The organism is Microbacterium sp. (genome assembly GCF_035556355.1).
GTDB lineage: Bacteria > Actinomycetota > Actinomycetes > Actinomycetales > Microbacteriaceae > Microbacterium.
Genome location: NZ_DATMFG010000034.1, coordinates 13,898 through 29,186, shown reverse-complemented (window position 1 = coordinate 29,186; position 15,289 = coordinate 13,898). Strand labels below are relative to the sequence as shown.

Sequence of the window (15,289 nt, the reverse complement as noted above, 5' to 3'; positions counted from 1 at the left end):
CACGCGCTCCTCGCGGGCAACACCGCGATCGTGAAGGTTCCGCCGACGACGCCGCTCGCGACCGCGCGCGTCGTGCAGCGCGTCGCCGAGAAGCTTCCGGCGGGCGTGCTCAACGTCATCAGCGGCAAGGACGAGAACATGGCCGGGCTCATCCAGAACCCGGATGTCGCGAAGGTCTGCTTCACCGGCTCGGTCAACGGCGGCAAGCGCATCATGGAGATGGCGTCGAAGACGCTCACCCGTGTCACCCTCGAGCTCGGCGGCAACGACCCCGCGGTGTTCCTCGAGGATGCCATCATCGACGACGCGCACCTGGATCGGCTGTACGCCGCGATCTTCGACACGACGGGCCAGATCTGCATGAACGCGAAGCGCGTGTTCGTGCACCGCTCGCGCCTCGACGAGCTCGTCGCCGGGCTCGAGGCGCGCCTCAACAAGGCGGTCATCGGCTACGGGCTCGATGAGGGGACGACGATGGGCCCGCTGCACCAGGGTGCGCAGAAGGCGTTCGTCGAAGACATCATCCGCGAGGCGAAGGACTCGGGCGCCGACGTGCGCGAGTACGGCGAGCTTCCGGGCGGCGACCTCGCCGGCGGCAATTTCCTGCGTCCCGCGATCGTCATCGACCCCGACCCGTCGTTGCGCGTGGTCACGCAGGAGCAGTTCGGGCCGGTGATCCCGATCATCCCGTTCGACACCGAGGAAGAGGCTGTGCGCCTCGCGAACGACACGTGGGGCGGCCTGTGCGGCTCGGTCTGGACGGCCGACCCCGAGGCGGCGCAGCGCGTGGGCTCGCAGCTCGTGTGCGGTTACGTGTGGGTCAACGACCACGGCGCGACGCGTCTGGACCTGCGCGCCCCGTTCGGCGGCATGAAGCAGTCCGGCTTCGGGCGTGAGCAGGGCATCGAGGGCGTGCGGGCATTCCAGGACACCCGCTCGATCGCGACGATCGACCCCGAAGCGCTCGCCGCGATGGCGCACTGAGACCTGTTCCAGCAGGAAGGCCCGGCCTCTTCGGAGGCCGGGCCTTGATCTTCCCTGCTGTTCGCCGTCGGCGAGCGCCTGTCAACTCGCGTTGACGCTTTCTAATGCCGTCAACTACAGTTGACACGGATGCCTCGCCCGAGGCGTCTGAAAGGACACACCGTGAGCGGCGACCAGATCAGCACCCTCACCGGCGCCGCCGGCGAGCGCGAGCCGATCGCCGAGCTGCACCGTCTCGCCGAGGTGCGGCGCGAGCTGTCGCGGGCCGAAGAGGTGCAGGTGCGCCGCGCCCGCAACCTCGGCTACTCCTGGCAGGCCATCGCCGGGGCCCTCGGCGTGACCCGACAGGCCGTCCACAAGAAGTACGGTCGAAAGTAGGCGTTCTCACGCCGCTCCCCCCTCCCCACCCCACCGAGGTATCGCCATGTCGACCACCGCTCCCGCCGCACGCCGCCTTCGCGGTCGCCGCTCCGAAGACGACGGACCCCGCGCGAGCCTCAAGCAGCTCATCCCGTTCCTGCTCGAGCACAAGGGCGTCCTCGCCGTCGTCGCGGCACTCAGCGTCGTCGGCGCGATCGCGATGCTCGCCCAGCCGCTCGTCGTCGGTCAGGTGATCACCCTCGTGCAGGCCGGCGACCCGCTGGGGCAGCTCGTGTGGCTGCTCGTGGCGCTCGTGATCGCGGCATCCGTCATCTCGGGCTATCAGCACTACCTGCTGCAGCGCACGGGCACCGCGGTCGTCTTCTCGAGCCGGCGCAAGCTCATCTCGCGCATCCTGCACCTGCCGATCTCGGAGTTCGACGCGCGCCGCACGGGCGACCTCGTCTCGCGCGTGGGCACCGACACGACGCTCCTGTATGCGGTGCTGACGCAGGGCCTCGCGGATGCCGTCGGCAACGCCCTCATCTTCGTCGGCGCGATCGTGGCGATGGCGTTCATCGACCCGATCCTGCTGCTGCTCATCGTCGTCGTGATCGGCGCCTCGATCACCGTCGTCGGGATCCTGAGCGGACGCATCCGCAAGGCGACGCGCCAGCAGCAGGAGAAGGTGGGCGAGCTCGCCTCGGGCGTCGAGCGCGCCGTCGGGTCGATCCGCACGGTGCGCGCGTCGGGGGCGAGCGAGCGCGAGCGCGTGTCGATCACGGGCCTCGCCGAAGAGGCGTATGAGGTCGGCGTGCGCATCGCGAAGGTGTCTGCCCTCGTCGTGCCGGTCGCCGGCATCGCGCTCCAGCTGTCGCTGCTCGTCGTGCTCGGCGTGGGCGGGTTCCGCGTGGCATCCGGCGCCATCACGGTCGCGAGCCTCGTGACGTTCGTGATGTTCCTGTTCATGCTCATCGGCCCGCTCGGGTCGTTCATCGGCGCGATCACGTCGGTCAATCAGGCACTCGGCGCGCTCGGGCGCATCCAGGAGATCCTCGACCTGCCGACCGAGACCGCGCGCGACGCCGAGATCGCCGTGCGCGTGGCGGAGTCGGCGCCGCCCGCCGACGGCGACGCGGCACCCGCGGCGATCGAGTTCCGCGACGTGCACTTCTCGTATCCCGAAGACGTCGTCGCCGCACGCCGCAAGGCCGAGACCGAGGCGCTCGCGATGCTCGAGAGCGCGCACGTCGACACGGCTCTCCTCGAGCTGCCGGACGGCGCACAGCCGGATGCCGCGACCCCCGCTGTGGACGGCGAAGTGCTGCGCGGGGTGTCGTTCCGCGTACCCCAGGGCTCGCGCGTCGCACTCGTGGGGCCGTCCGGTGCGGGCAAGAGCACGACGCTCGCGCTCATCGAGCGGTTCTACGACCCCACGTCCGGCGCGATCCTCATCGACGGCGTCGACGTGCGCGCTCTCGATCGCGACGCGCTGCGCGCGCGGCTCGGGTACGTCGAGCAGGATGCCCCGACGCTCGCCGGCACGCTGGGCGACAACCTGCGGCTCGCGTCACCCGACGCATCCGATGCCGACTGCGAGCGCGTGCTGCACGCCGTCAACCTCACCGAGGTGCTCGAGCGCAATCCGCTCGGGCTCGACGCTCCCGTGGGCGAGAGCGGCGTCATGCTCTCGGGCGGCGAGCGTCAGCGCCTCGCGATCGCCCGTGCGCTGCTGGCCGCTCCCCCGATCCTGCTGCTCGACGAGTCGACGTCGTCGCTCGACGGGCTCAACGAGCAGCGCATGCGCGACGCGATCGACGCCGTCGCGACGGGCCGCACGCTCATCGTGATCGCGCACCGCCTCTCGACGGTCGTCGACAGCGACCACATCGTGGTGATGGACCGCGGGCGCATCGTCGGCCAGGGCACGCACTCCGAGCTCGTGGAGTCGACGCCGCTGTACCGCGACCTCGCGCGGCATCAGCTCCTGGTCTGAGGACGAGACACGGATGCCCCGCCCCACGCGCGACGCGGGGCGGGGCGGGGCATCCGTCGTCGCTGTGTCAGGACCGCTGGAGTCGGTACCGAAGCGCGGCGAGCTCGGCCTGCAGGGCGGCCGGGACGCGTCCCTCGAACCGGGCGTAGAACTCCTCCGTGAGGTCGGCCTCCTTCAGCCACGAGTCGCGGTCGATCGCGAAGAGCTCCTCGAGGTCCTGGGGCGTGACGTCGGTGCCTTCGAGGTCGAGGTCCTCCATGCGCGGCAAGCGGCCGATCGGGCTCTCGATCGCGGGCACCTCGCCCTCGATGCGCCGGACGATCCAGTCGATGACGCGCGCGTTGTCGCCGAAGCCCGGCCACAGGAAGCGGCCGTCCGAACCCTTGCGGAACCAGTTCACCTGGAAGATGCGCGGCGCACGGTCGAAGCGCAGCTTCTGGCCCATCTTGAGCCAGTGGCCGAAGTAGTCCGCCATGTTGTAGCCGCAGAAGGGCAGCATCGCGAACGGGTCACGGCGCAGTTCGCCGACGGTGCCCTCCGCTGCGGCGGTGCGCTCCGACGAGATCGTCGATCCGAGGAAGACGCCGTGCGCCCAGTCGGTCGCCTCGATCACGAGCGGCACGTTGGTCGCTCGGCGGCCGCCGAACAGGATCGCGTCGAGCGGCACTCCCTCGGGCTTGTCCCAGTCGGGCGCGATCTGCGGGCACTGCGCGGCGCTCACGGTGAAACGCGAGTTCGGGTGCGCGGCGGGGCGACCGGATGCCGGCGTCCACGGCTTGCCCTCCCAGTCGATCAATTCGGCCGGGGGCTCGTCGGTCAGGCCCTCCCACCACACGTCCCCGTCGGGACGCAGCGCGACGTTCGTGAAGATCGTGTTGCCCCACAGCGTCTCGACCGCGGTCACGTTCGTCGATTCACCGGTGCCCGGCGCGACGCCGAAGAACCCCGCCTCGGGGTTGATCGCCCAGAGGCGCCCGTCCTCGCCGGGACGCAGCCACGCGATGTCGTCGCCGAGGGTCTCCACGCGCCAGCCGGGGATCGTCGGCCGCAGCATCGCGAGGTTCGTCTTGCCGCACGCCGACGGGAACGCCGCGGCGATGTGGTACGCGCGGCCCGCGGGGTCGATCACGCGGATGAGCAGCATGTGCTCGGCCATCCAGCCCTCGTCGCGGCCGATGACCGACGCGATGCGCAGCGCGAAGCACTTCTTGGCGAGGATCGCGTTGCCGCCGTAGCCGGATCCGTACGACCACACCTCGAGCGTCTCGGGGAAGTGGACGATGTACTTCTCGTCGTTGCACGGCCACGCGACGTCCTGCTCCCCGGGTGCGAGGGGGGCGCCGACGGAGTGGACCGTCTTGACCCAGTGCTTGCCGGCGGCGATCTCCTCGTACACGGAGGCTCCGACACGCGTCATGATGCCGATCGAGACGACCGCGTAGGCGCTGTCGGTGACCTGCACGCCGATGTGCGACAGCGGACCGCCGACGGGACCCATCGAGAAGGGGACGACGTACATCGTGCGGCCGCGCATCGAGCCCTCGAAGACGCCGCGCATCGTCGCGCGCATCTGGGCGGGGTCGGCCCAGTTGTTCGTGGGGCCGGCGTCGATCGGGTCCTCGGATGCGATGAACGTGCGGCCCTCGGTGCGGGCGACGTCGCTCGGGTGCGAACGGGCGAGGTAGGAGCCGGGGCGCCATTCGGGGTTGAGCTTGATGAGCTTGCCCTCGGCGACCATCTCGCGCAGGAGTGCGTCGTTCTCCGCGCGCGAGCCGTCGACCCAGTGGATACGGTCGGGTTTGGTCAGTGCGGCGATCTCGTCGACCCACGCGGCCAGCTCTCGAAGGCCTTCGCTCTCCAGATTCGGCCGGCTCCCGAAGGACGGCTTGATCGTGTCGACAGGACCCGTCTGCCGGGTGCGCGGGAAGATGTCGGCAAGAGCCATGGCTACCTCTTTCAACTTTGTCCTCTCCAATATCCGCGCTATGTCGCCATCCTTTCCAAGATTCTGGGCCGCAAGAATCACGATTCTTTCGCTACGCTAAAGGAATGCCCGCGTCCTCCCTCGAACTCGCCACTCTGGGTCACCGCATCCGTCACCATCGCGTCGCGAACGGCCTCACGCTCGACGAGCTCGGCGCCCGCGTCGGGGTCGCCGGCAGCCAGCTCAGCCTCATCGAGAACGGCAAGCGCGAGCCGAAGCTCTCCCTCCTGCAGGCCATCGCCGACGTGACCGGCGTCCAGGTCGCCGACCTCCTGTCCCCCGAGCCGCCGAATCGTCGGGCCGCCCTCGAGCTCGAGCTGCAGCGCGCACAGGCGAGCCCCGTCTTCCGACGGCTCGGCATTCCTCCCGTGCGCATCACGAAGAGCCTCAGCGACGAGACGATCGAGTCGATCCTGGGACTGCACCGCGAACTGCAGCGTCGCGAGCGCGAGGCGATCGCGACGCCCGAAGAGGCGCGTCGCGCGAACAACGAGCTGCGCCTGCGCATGCGCGAGCGCGACAACTACCTGCCCGACATCGAGAAGCTCGCCGAGAAGCAGCTCAAGGCGGCGGGCCACGTGTCGGGTGCGCTGACCCACCGCACAGTGAGCGTCATGGCGGAGCAGCTCGGGTTCGAGCTCATCTACGTCAACGACCTCCCCCACTCCGCCCGCTCGGTGACCGATCTCGAGCACGGGCGGATCTACCTGCCGCCCGCGTCGATCCCGGGCGGACACGGTCTGCGCTCGATGGCGCTTCAGGCCATGGCGCACCGTCTTCTCGGGCACACGCCTCCCACCGACTACGCGGACTTCCTGCAGCAGCGCCTCGAGATCAACTATTACGCCGCGTGCTGCCTCATGCCCGAGACGAACGCGGTCGCGTTCCTCCAGCAGGCCAAGAAGGACCGCAACCTCGCCGTCGAGGACTTCCGCGACGCGTTCGGCGTCACGCACGAGGCGGCGGGCATGCGCATGACGAACCTGCTCACCCACCACCTCGGCATACGGCTGCACTTCCTGCGCGTCGACGGATCGGGCGCGATCACGCGCGTGTACGAGAACGACGACCTGCCGCTGCCGAGCGACGTGACCGGCTCGGTCGACGGGCAGATCGCGTGCCGCAGGTTCGCCGCGCGCGCTGCGTTCGCCGAGCAGAACCGCACGACGGAGTACTACCAGTACACCGACACCCCGAGCGGAACCTTCTGGTGCTCGACGCAGACGGGCACGACCTCGGACGGCGAGTTCTCGATCACCGTCGGCGTGCCGTTCGACGACGCCAAGTGGTTCCGCGGCCGCGAGACGGGCAAGCGCGCCGTCTCGACGTGCCCCGACGAGTCGTGCTGCCGCCGCCCGCCGGATGACGTCCGCAACCGCTGGGAGGGCAAGGCGTGGCCGAGCGCGCGCGTGCACATGCAGATGTTCTCGCCGCTGCCGCGCGGCGCCTTCCCCGGCGTCGACGACAACGAGGTGTACGCGTTCCTCGACCGGCACGCGGAGGGCTGAGACGCATGTCGCGCCGCAGCCTCAGCTCGGACGCTGAGCGCGCCGCGGGCGAGGCGAACCGCCATTCGCGCCGGCGTCAGTTCGTGATGAACACCTTGTAGCGCTCGAGCGCCGCCGCGATCTCGGCGTCGGGCGCGGCATCCGGCACGAACAGCTCCGGAATCGGATCATCGGCGTGCCGGGATACGGCGATCGAATGCGTCCACCTGCCCACGACCTCGCCGTCGACGACGATGATCGGGTGGACGATGCCGTTCATCGCCGGACCGATCTTCTTCAAGAACTCCGGCGCGCACGGCACGGTGCGGTCGACGTACGAAAGGTAGTACTCCTCGAACGGCGGAAGCGCGACGACCGAAGGCGCCGAGGGAACGCGGCGCGGCGCGGATCCGGCGGCGACGTACTGCGGTTCGGGCTCGTCGGCCACGACGACCAGCCGGTCGGTGGCCCGTTCCGCCGCTTCGCGCGAGAGACCGAGCGGCAGGCCCGTCCACCACGCGAAGTCGCGTGCTCCGGCCGGACCGTGCGAGGCGATGAAGCGGAAGAAGAACTCGGCGAGCGGATCGTCGGGCCACACCTGATCGGGCGCCCACTCCTCGAGCAGCACCCAGTGCTGTTCGCGCGTCGGGCCTCCATCGCGGGGCACCACCGGCCCCTGGCAGATGATCGAGCGGATCGAGAGCGCGACGAGCGTGTGATACCCGCGCTGCTTCGCGGTCGAGACGCCCGCGCTCTCGAGCACCTCGAACATCTCCTTGCGCGTGAGGCGGTTGCCGCCGCCGAGCGCCGCGCGCACGGCTCGCTCGGCCTTCGCGACCTCGGCGTCGTCGAGGCCCTCGTTGCGATGCACCGCCGCCGCCTGGCGTCGCTGGCGCTCGCCCGTGATGCTCAGCACCCAGGCGAGCTCGCGCGCGGGGATGATGTGGATCGTTCCGCGCATCGTCCACGATCGCACGATCTCGCCGCGGCCGAACGCGGCGTCGACGTCGCTCACCGAGGGGGCGCCGCGCGTGCGTTGCGCGATCGCCCAGCGGCCGCCCCAGAACTCCTGCGCCTGCGTCGCGAGCATGTGCTCGGCGGCGGCCGCGATCGTCGGGGCGGGCGCGCTCAGCCGATGGGACCTGAGCCTGCGCTCTCGGACGCGCTCGACGGACAGGGTGCGCGGGCGACGGGCGGTCGGGGCATCCACTCCCCCATCATGGCGGCGGGCACCGACACCGCGCGAGGGTCGCTTCCCAGCGGCGCCCAGCGCGCATCGCGAAACGAGGAGATCTCGCGAGCGGAGGGCGGTTGCGTCGCATCCGCCCTCGTTTCGGCGCATCCCCTCGCCTCGCCGCCACCCGAGGAGGTCTCACACCCGGATGGCGCGGTTACGATCACTCGCAGAGGAGGTCGCATGGTCGTCGCTGTGTGGATCGTGAACGTCGTGCTCGCGCTCGCCTACCTCTTCGCGGGAGGGCTCAAGCTCGTCCGACCCCGCGAGACCCTCCCCGCGCTGGGCATGGCGTGGACCGAGGACTTCAGCGACGGGGCGGTCAAGGCCATCGGCGCCGCCGAGGTGCTCGGCGCGATCGCGCTCATCGTCCCGCTCGCGACCGGCTTCGCGCCGATCCTGACGCCGATCGCCGCCGTCGCACTCGCGGTGCTCATGGCCGGCGCGATCGTCACCCATGTCCGGCGCCGTGAGCATTTCGTGCCGCCGCTCGTGCTGGGCATCATCTCGATCGGCAGCGCGATCCTCGGATTCCTCGTCGTGCTCGGCTGACCGCTCGGGTCGAGTCCCACGAACGGATGCCGGAGGGGAGGGTGTCCGACACCCTCCCTGCCGGTTCGCATCAGCAGCGCCGCATGCGTCAGAACGGGTTCGGTGTGAGCGTGTACTTCGTCTGGAGGTACTCGTGGATGCCTTCTGCGCCGCCCTCGCGGCCGAGGCCCGACATCTTCCATCCGCCGAAGGGCGCTGCGGCGTTCGACACGACGCCCATGTTCAGGCCCATCATGCCCGTCTCGAGGCGCTCGATCATGCGCTGACCGCGCGCGAGGTTCTCGGTGAACACATACGACACGAGGCCGTACTCGGTGTCGTTCGCGAGACCCACCGCCTCGTCCTCGTCGTCGAACGGGACGATTGCGAGCACCGGCCCGAAGATCTCTTCGCGAAGGATCTCGGAGCCGGGCTTGACGTCGGTGACCACCGTCGGCTCGTAGAAGGTGCCCGGACCGTCGATCGCCTTCCCACCGGTGCGCAGCTCGGCACCGCGGTCGACGGCATCCGTCACCAGGTCGTTCGCCTTCGCGACCGCGCGGTCGTCGATGAGCGGCCCGATCTGGACGCCCTCCTCGGTCCCGCGGCCGATCTTCATCGCCTTCACACGCTCGGTGACCCGACGCGCGAACTCGTCGGCCACCGAACGGTGCACGATGAAGCGGTTCGCCGCCGTGCACGCCTGGCCGATGTTGCGGAACTTCGCCAGCATCGCGCCGTCGACCGCCTTGTCGAGGTCGGCATCGTCGAACACGACGAACGGCGCGTTGCCGCCGAGCTCCATGGACGTGCGCAGCACACCGCCGGCCGCCTGCTCCAGGAGCTGCTGGCCGACGGGGGTGGAGCCCGTGAACGAGAGCTTGCGCAGGCGCGGGTCGCGGATGATCTCCTCCGACACGGGCCCCGACGCCTTGGTCGTGACGACGTTGACCACACCCGCGGGCAGCCCGGCGTCTTCGAGCAGCTTCGCGAAGTACAGCGTCGTGAGCGGCGTGAGTGCGGCCGGCTTGATGACGACGGTGCAGCCCGCCGCGAGCGCGGGGGCGATCTTGCGGGTCGCCATCGCGAGCGGGAAGTTCCACGGCGTGATGAGGTAGCACGGCCCCACGGGGTGCTGCGACACGATCATGCGTCCGGTGCCCTCGGGGTTCGCGCCGTAGCGGCCCTGGATGCGGGCGGCCTCCTCGCTGAACCAGCGCACGAACTCGCCGCCGTACGCGACCTCGCCGCGCGCCTCGGCGAGGGGCTTGCCCATCTCGACGGTCATGAGGAGGGCGAACTCCTCCTTGCGCTCCTGCAGGAGGTCGAAAGCGCGCCGCAGCAGTTCGGCGCGCTCACGCGCGGGCGTCGCCGCCCACGACGGGAACGCCTCGACGGCGGCGTCGAGCGCCGCCTTGCCGTCGGCAACGGATGCCGACGCGATCGTCTTGACGACCTTCCCCGTCGACGGGTCCGCGACGTCGAGCGTCTTGCCGTCTTCGGCCGCCCGCCACTCCCCTCCGATGAACAGGCCGTCGGGAACGGATGCCAGCAGTTCGGTCTCGCGCTCGTCGGTCACAGGGACTCCCTCGTTCTATGCATGCTCTTCGGCCATTCTGCCCGCGCTCGCGCGGCTCGGGACCTGTACGCCGTGTACTCCTCGCGCGGACTGATCTCCGACGTGTACAGGGTCCGGGCTGCGGTCACGCAGGGACCGCTTCGGAGCGCTGCTCGTCGGTCGACGCCGGCCGCTCGGCGACCGGCACGAAGACGCCCGCGAAGAAGTCCGCGAGCTCCGCGGTCGCCGACAGCGGCAGGACGGCCGCGACGTACTGGTCGGGACGAACGACCACCACAGCGCCGTCGCGCGAGATGCCGCGCTCTTCGAAGATGTCGACGTCGGTCCACGCACTCGGACCCGAGGCGTAAACCTTCTCCCAGTCGGTGAGCCCGAACGGACCCGTCTTCGGCATGAACACCTCCGGCACGCGGCCGAGGTCGACGTCCTCGAACTTCTGCTGGTAGATCACCTTCACGTCGAAGACGGCGTCGACATCGGCACCCCGCGGCGTGTACTTGTGCACGGGAGAGTCGGGGGACGCGATCCACTCGGCCCAGTCGGTGAGGGCGGATGCCTCACCCGGCGCCGCCGCGTCGGCGAACGCGTACACGCGCCACCGCCCGTCGGCCTTCGCGTGGTGCCCGAGGTGGATCGCGTTGCCGTCGCACACCCGCACGACCTCGGCGGACTTGAAGCGCTTGCCGAGCGGGAAGCCCTCGGCCAGCGACTGGTGCGCGGCATCCGCCACGATCTGAGACGGGCCGTACTGCGTCATGAACCCCGACGGGAACTCGGCCGTGCCCAGGTAGTAGTTCGCGAGGTCCTGCGGGTCGGTGATCTCGTCGGGCTTGCGCGCCATGAGCGACGACCACTCGCGGTCGAAGTCGATGAGCTGCTGCGCCACCGGCTGACGCTCGGCCGAGTAGGTCTTCAGGAGCGACTCGGGGCTGAGGCCTGTGAGCACCTGGCCGAGCTTCCATCCGATGTTGAACCCGTCCTGCATCGACACGTTCATGCCCTGGCCGGCCTTCGCCGAGTGGGTGTGGCACGCGTCGCCGGTGAGGAACACGCGCGGCGAGCGGCCCTCGTCGCCGTCGTCGAAGCGATCGGTCACGCGGTGGCCCACCTCGTAGACGCTGTGCCACGCGACGGACTTCACGTCGATCGAGTACGGGTGCAGGATGTCGTTCGCGCGGCGGATGATCTCCTCGACCGGTGTCTGACGCACGCGGTGGTTGTCGTCTTCGGGCACTTCGCCGAGGTCGACGTACACACGGCAGAGGTAGCCGCCCTCGCGCGGGATGAGGAGGATGTTGCCCGCCGCCGAGTTGATCGCGCACTTCGTGCGCCAGTCGGGGAAGTCGGTGTTGACCATGATGTCCATGACTCCCCACGCGTGCGCCGCGAACCGGCCGACGTGCTTGCGCCCGATGGCGTCGCGCACGCGGCTGCGGGCGCCGTCGCATCCGACGACGTACTTCGCGCGGATCGTGCGCTCCTCACCCTCGCGGGGACCGGCGACGTGGCGCACGCGCACCTCGACGGGGTACTCGCCCTCGTCGTGCACCGTGAGGCCGAGGAACTCGACGCCGTAGTCGGGTGTGATGCGCGCGGGTCCGAACGCCGCGGCTTCGGCGAAGTAGTCGAGCACACGCGCCTGGTTCACGATGAGGTGCGGGAACTCGCTGATCTTGAACCCGTAGTCCTCGGTGCGCGTCGTGCGGATGATGTTGCGCGGGTTCTCGGGGTCGGGTCCCCAGAAGTTCATGAACGCGATGTTGTAAGCCTCGGCGATGATCCGCTCGGCGAATCCGAACGCCTGGAACGTCTCGACGCTGCGCGGCTGGATGCCGTCGGCCTGACCGAGCTCGAGCCGCCCGTTCCGGCGCTCGATGAGCCGGGTCGTGACCTGCGGGAACTGCGACATCTGGGCCGCGAGCAGCATGCCCGCCGGGCCGGATCCGACGATCAGCACGTCCATCTCGTCGGGCAGCTCTGCCGGACGGTCGATGCCCGTTCCGGCTGCGGGCTGCACGCGCGGCTCTCCCGAGACGTATCCGTGGTGGTGGAACTGCATCGGATTCTCCTCAGCGTCGAGGTCTTGTGGTCGATGACTGCGTGTTCTATATTCGAACACACAGTTCTACTATTGAACAGATCGTATACGAAACGGATGCCCCGGCGCAATGCCCCCGCGCGCACGCGCGCTTCGGCGGTGTCGCGGGCCTCGCCCAGATCGCACGAACGACGCCTTCGTCGGCCGTGCGACGGTGATTCGAGCGATCTCGACGGGTTCACGAGAGGGACAGGGACCGGCATGAGCGGATCGAACGGGCGGGCGCCGGCGTCGCAGACGCTGAGCCGCGGCATCCGGATCCTCGAGATCCTCGCCGACGCGCGCGGACCGCTCTCGATCGACGACCTCGCCGCACGACTCGGCGTTCACCGCTCGATCGCGTATCGGCTCGTGCGCACGCTCGAGGACCACGGCGTCGTCGCGCGTGATGCGTCGGGGCGCGTGCAGCTGGGCGCGCGCATGGCGGCGCTCGCCGCGGGCGTCGCCCACGATCTGCAGGCCGAGGCGCTCCCCGAGCTCACCGCCGTCGCGAACGAGCTGGGCATGACGTGCTTCCTCGCGGTGCTCGACCGCGACGAGTGCATCACGCTCGCGAGCGTCGAGCCGCGCCACGCGGTCGCCTCGGTCGCGCAGCGACCGGGCGCGCGGCACTCGATCCTCGTGGGCGCGCCGAGCAAGGCGATCCTGTCGACGCTGCCGGAGTCGGAATGGCCCGTCGAGGTGCCGCCCGCGCTGCGCGCCGAGATCGCGCAGGCGGCCGAGCGCGGCTACGCGACGAGCCACGACGAGGTCATCCCCACTGTGCAGGCCGTGTCGGTGCCGCTGCGACTGCGGTCGCACCGCCCCGCCGCGATCGCGGTCGTGCATGTGACGGGCCCCACCGACCCGGACGTGATCGCGGCGCGCCTGTCGAAGTCCGCCGCCGCGATCCGGGAGGCGCTCGGCGCCTGATCCGGCGGCGCCCGATCCGGCGGCGGATGCCGGGCGCGGATGCCGGGCGTGGATGCCGGGCGCGGATGCCGGGCGCGGATGCCGGGCGTGCGGAACTCCGGAGAATCGCGCCCGCAGCCCGCCCGCACCCGTGTGAATCCGCGGCACCGCGCCCCGCGGCATCCGGTTTCTCTGGAGTTCCGCGCGTGCGAGGCACGCCACCGCGCCGCCTTATACTCGTACGCGTCCGGCGCGGCGCAGCCGCTCGCCGGTGCTCGAAAAATGGGCACGCAGCCGCCCCGCGGGGTGCGCGAGACACATACGGCCTGACATCCGTCCTTGTCTCGAGGAGTCTTCGCATGCCCACCGTCTCCGCCCACGTCGCCCACACGCTCGCGCGTCACGTCTCCGAGGTCTTCGGAGTGATGGGCAACGGCAACGCGTATTTCCTCGACGCGCTCGAGCGCTCCACCGACGTGTCGTTCACGGCCGTGCGCCACGAGGCAGGCGGCGTCGTCGCCGCAGACGCGTTCCACCGTGCATCCGGCCGACTCGCCGCGGCGACCGCGACCTACGGCGCCGGCTTCACGAACACGCTCACCGCCCTCGCCGAAGCGGTGCAGGCGCACGTGCCGCTCGTGCTCGTCGTCGGCGACGAGCCCACGTCCGGACCCCGCCCGTGGGACGTCGACCAGATCGCCCTCGCCTCGGGCGTCGGGGCCCGCACCTACACGGTCGGACGGACGGATGCGGCGGCCACCACCGCGATCGCCGTCGAACACGCCCTCACCTATCGGGTTCCGACGGTGCTCGCGATCCCGTATGACGTCGCGACCCTCGACGCGGGCCCCGTGCCCGACGCGCCCGAGCCGCGACTGCCGCAGCCGCTGAAGCCCACGGGTCCGTTCGCCCGGGCCGCGATCACGGCACTCGCGCGCGAGCTCGCCGACGCCGAGCGCCCGTTCCTGCTCGCAGGGCGCGGCGCGTGGATCTCGGGCGCCGGCGCGTCGCTCGGGGCCCTCGCGGATGCGACGGGCGCGATCACGGCGTCGACCGCGCTCGGCCGCGGGATCTTCCCGCGCGGCGAGTACGACCTCGGTGTGACGGGCGGCTTCGGCGCCGAGGGTGCGATGCAGCTCGTGCGCGACGCCGACGTCGCGGTCGTCTTCGGCGCGTCGCTCAACCAGTTCACGATGCGCTTCGGCGACCTGTTCGCCCCGGGCACCCGGGTCGTGCAGGTCGACACTTCGCAGACCGCGACGCATCCGCACATCGGCGGCTTCATCCGGGGAGACGCGGATGCCGTCGCACGCGCCCTCGTCGATGAGCTCGAGCGCCTCGGCGCGACGCCGTCGGGCTGGCGCGAGTCGGTCGACGTGCCGACGCTGCGCGCGTACGAGCACGGGGACGGTGTCGCACCCGACGGCCGCCTCGACCCGCGGACCGTGGCCGCGCGCATCGGCGAGCTGCTGCCCGAGGACCGCGTCGTCGTCTCGGACGGCGGGCACTTCATCGGCTGGGCGAACATGTACTGGCCGGTGGCATCGCCCGACCGCATGATGATGGTCGGCACGGCCTACCAGTCGATCGGGCTCGGGTGGCCGTCCGTGCCCGGCGCCGTGCTCGCGAAGCCGGAGTCGACGGTCGTGCTCACGACGGGCGACGGCGGCGGGCTCATGGCCCTCGCCGATCTCGAGACCGCCGTGCGCGTCGCGCGCGGTCGCGGCATGGCGGTCGTGTGGAACGACGCCGCCTACGGCGCCGAGGTCAACCTCTACGGCCTCAAGGGCCTCGCGCGCGAGCCGATGCTCATCCCCCAGGTCGACTTCGCCGCCCTTGCGACCGCCGTGGGGGCAGAGGGCGTCGCGGTGACGTCGATCGAGGATCTCGACCGGCTCGCGTCGTGGGCGGCCGAGCCCGTCGACGAGCGGCGCTTCCTCGTGCTGGACTGCCGCGTGTCGACCCAGGTCGTCGCGCCGTACCAGCAGGAGATCGTGCGCGTGAACTCCTGACCGCCTCCGGTCGCGGTTTCGGGCATCCGGTCGGTGATCGGTTGCGGCGGATGACCGACATTCGGGGCGGCGGGAATACGCCCCGAAGCCGGAGATCCGCCCCGAACCGCCGAGACGGGATGACGGATGCCCC

The 15,289-nt window shown here is 70.6% G+C and carries 11 protein-coding genes; 7 read left to right on the top strand and 4 right to left on the bottom strand.

Features of this window, described 5'->3' with window-relative positions:
• From VNR19_RS09585 to VNR19_RS09575, 3 genes are all read left to right on the top strand, one after another.
• Nucleotides 1–984 (top strand): aldehyde dehydrogenase family protein (locus VNR19_RS09585; protein ID WP_325726189.1); only part of this gene is annotated, 984 nt, incomplete at its 5' end.
• 162 nt (nucleotides 985–1,146) lie between these two features.
• The gene (locus VNR19_RS09580; protein ID WP_325726187.1) at nucleotides 1,147–1,362 is read left to right on the top strand and encodes an AsnC family protein; all 216 of its coding nucleotides are present in this window, start codon (nucleotides 1,147–1,149) and stop codon (nucleotides 1,360–1,362) included.
• 46 nt (nucleotides 1,363–1,408) lie between these two features.
• Nucleotides 1,409–3,340 carry an ABC transporter ATP-binding protein gene (locus tag VNR19_RS09575; RefSeq protein WP_325726185.1) on the top strand — a complete coding sequence of 644 codons (1,932 nt, stop codon included), beginning with the start codon at nucleotides 1,409–1,411 and terminating at the stop codon, nucleotides 3,338–3,340.
• 67 nt (nucleotides 3,341–3,407) lie between these two features.
• On the opposite strand, the gene VNR19_RS09570 is transcribed toward VNR19_RS09575, so the two are convergent.
• The gene (locus tag VNR19_RS09570) at nucleotides 3,408–5,285 is read right to left on the bottom strand and encodes a phosphoenolpyruvate carboxykinase (GTP) (protein WP_325726182.1); all 1,878 of its coding nucleotides are present in this window, start codon (nucleotides 5,283–5,285) and stop codon (nucleotides 3,408–3,410) included.
• A 104-nt stretch (nucleotides 5,286–5,389) separates the two neighbouring features.
• Here VNR19_RS09570 and VNR19_RS09565 point away from each other — a divergent pair, with 104 nt between their 5' ends.
• Nucleotides 5,390–6,832: a helix-turn-helix domain-containing protein gene (locus tag VNR19_RS09565; RefSeq protein WP_325726180.1), complete on the top strand. Its 1,443-nt coding sequence runs from the start codon at nucleotides 5,390–5,392 to the stop codon at nucleotides 6,830–6,832.
• Nucleotides 6,833–6,908: 76 nt separating this feature from the next.
• Here VNR19_RS09565 and VNR19_RS09560 read toward each other — a convergent pair whose 3' ends face one another.
• A complete protein-coding gene (locus tag VNR19_RS09560) occupies nucleotides 6,909–8,021 on the bottom strand; it encodes a winged helix DNA-binding domain-containing protein (protein WP_325726178.1) in 1,113 nt (370 codons plus the stop codon).
• A 207-nt stretch (nucleotides 8,022–8,228) separates the two neighbouring features.
• Between VNR19_RS09560 and VNR19_RS09555 the strand changes: the two genes are divergently transcribed.
• Nucleotides 8,229–8,597: a DoxX family protein gene (locus VNR19_RS09555; RefSeq protein ID WP_325726176.1), complete on the top strand. Its 369-nt coding sequence runs from the start codon at nucleotides 8,229–8,231 to the stop codon at nucleotides 8,595–8,597.
• Nucleotides 8,598–8,685: 88 nt separating this feature from the next.
• On the opposite strand, the gene VNR19_RS09550 is transcribed toward VNR19_RS09555, so the two are convergent.
• Together VNR19_RS09550 and VNR19_RS09545 are read right to left on the bottom strand one after the other, a co-directional pair.
• Complete coding sequence (locus VNR19_RS09550; RefSeq protein ID WP_325726174.1) at nucleotides 8,686–10,155, bottom strand: NAD-dependent succinate-semialdehyde dehydrogenase; 1,470 nt, start codon at nucleotides 10,153–10,155, stop codon at nucleotides 8,686–8,688.
• Between the two features lie 124 nt (nucleotides 10,156–10,279).
• Nucleotides 10,280–12,214 carry an FAD-binding monooxygenase gene (locus VNR19_RS09545; protein ID WP_325726172.1) on the bottom strand — a complete coding sequence of 645 codons (1,935 nt, stop codon included), beginning with the start codon at nucleotides 12,212–12,214 and terminating at the stop codon, nucleotides 10,280–10,282.
• Between the two features lie 240 nt (nucleotides 12,215–12,454).
• Between VNR19_RS09545 and VNR19_RS09540 the strand changes: the two genes are divergently transcribed.
• A complete protein-coding gene (locus VNR19_RS09540) occupies nucleotides 12,455–13,165 on the top strand; it encodes an IclR family transcriptional regulator (protein WP_325726170.1) in 711 nt (236 codons plus the stop codon).
• 338 nt (nucleotides 13,166–13,503) lie between these two features.
• Nucleotides 13,504–15,156 carry a thiamine pyrophosphate-binding protein gene (locus tag VNR19_RS09535; RefSeq protein ID WP_325726168.1) on the top strand — a complete coding sequence of 551 codons (1,653 nt, stop codon included), beginning with the start codon at nucleotides 13,504–13,506 and terminating at the stop codon, nucleotides 15,154–15,156.
• The last annotated feature ends 133 nt before the right edge of the window (nucleotides 15,157–15,289 follow it).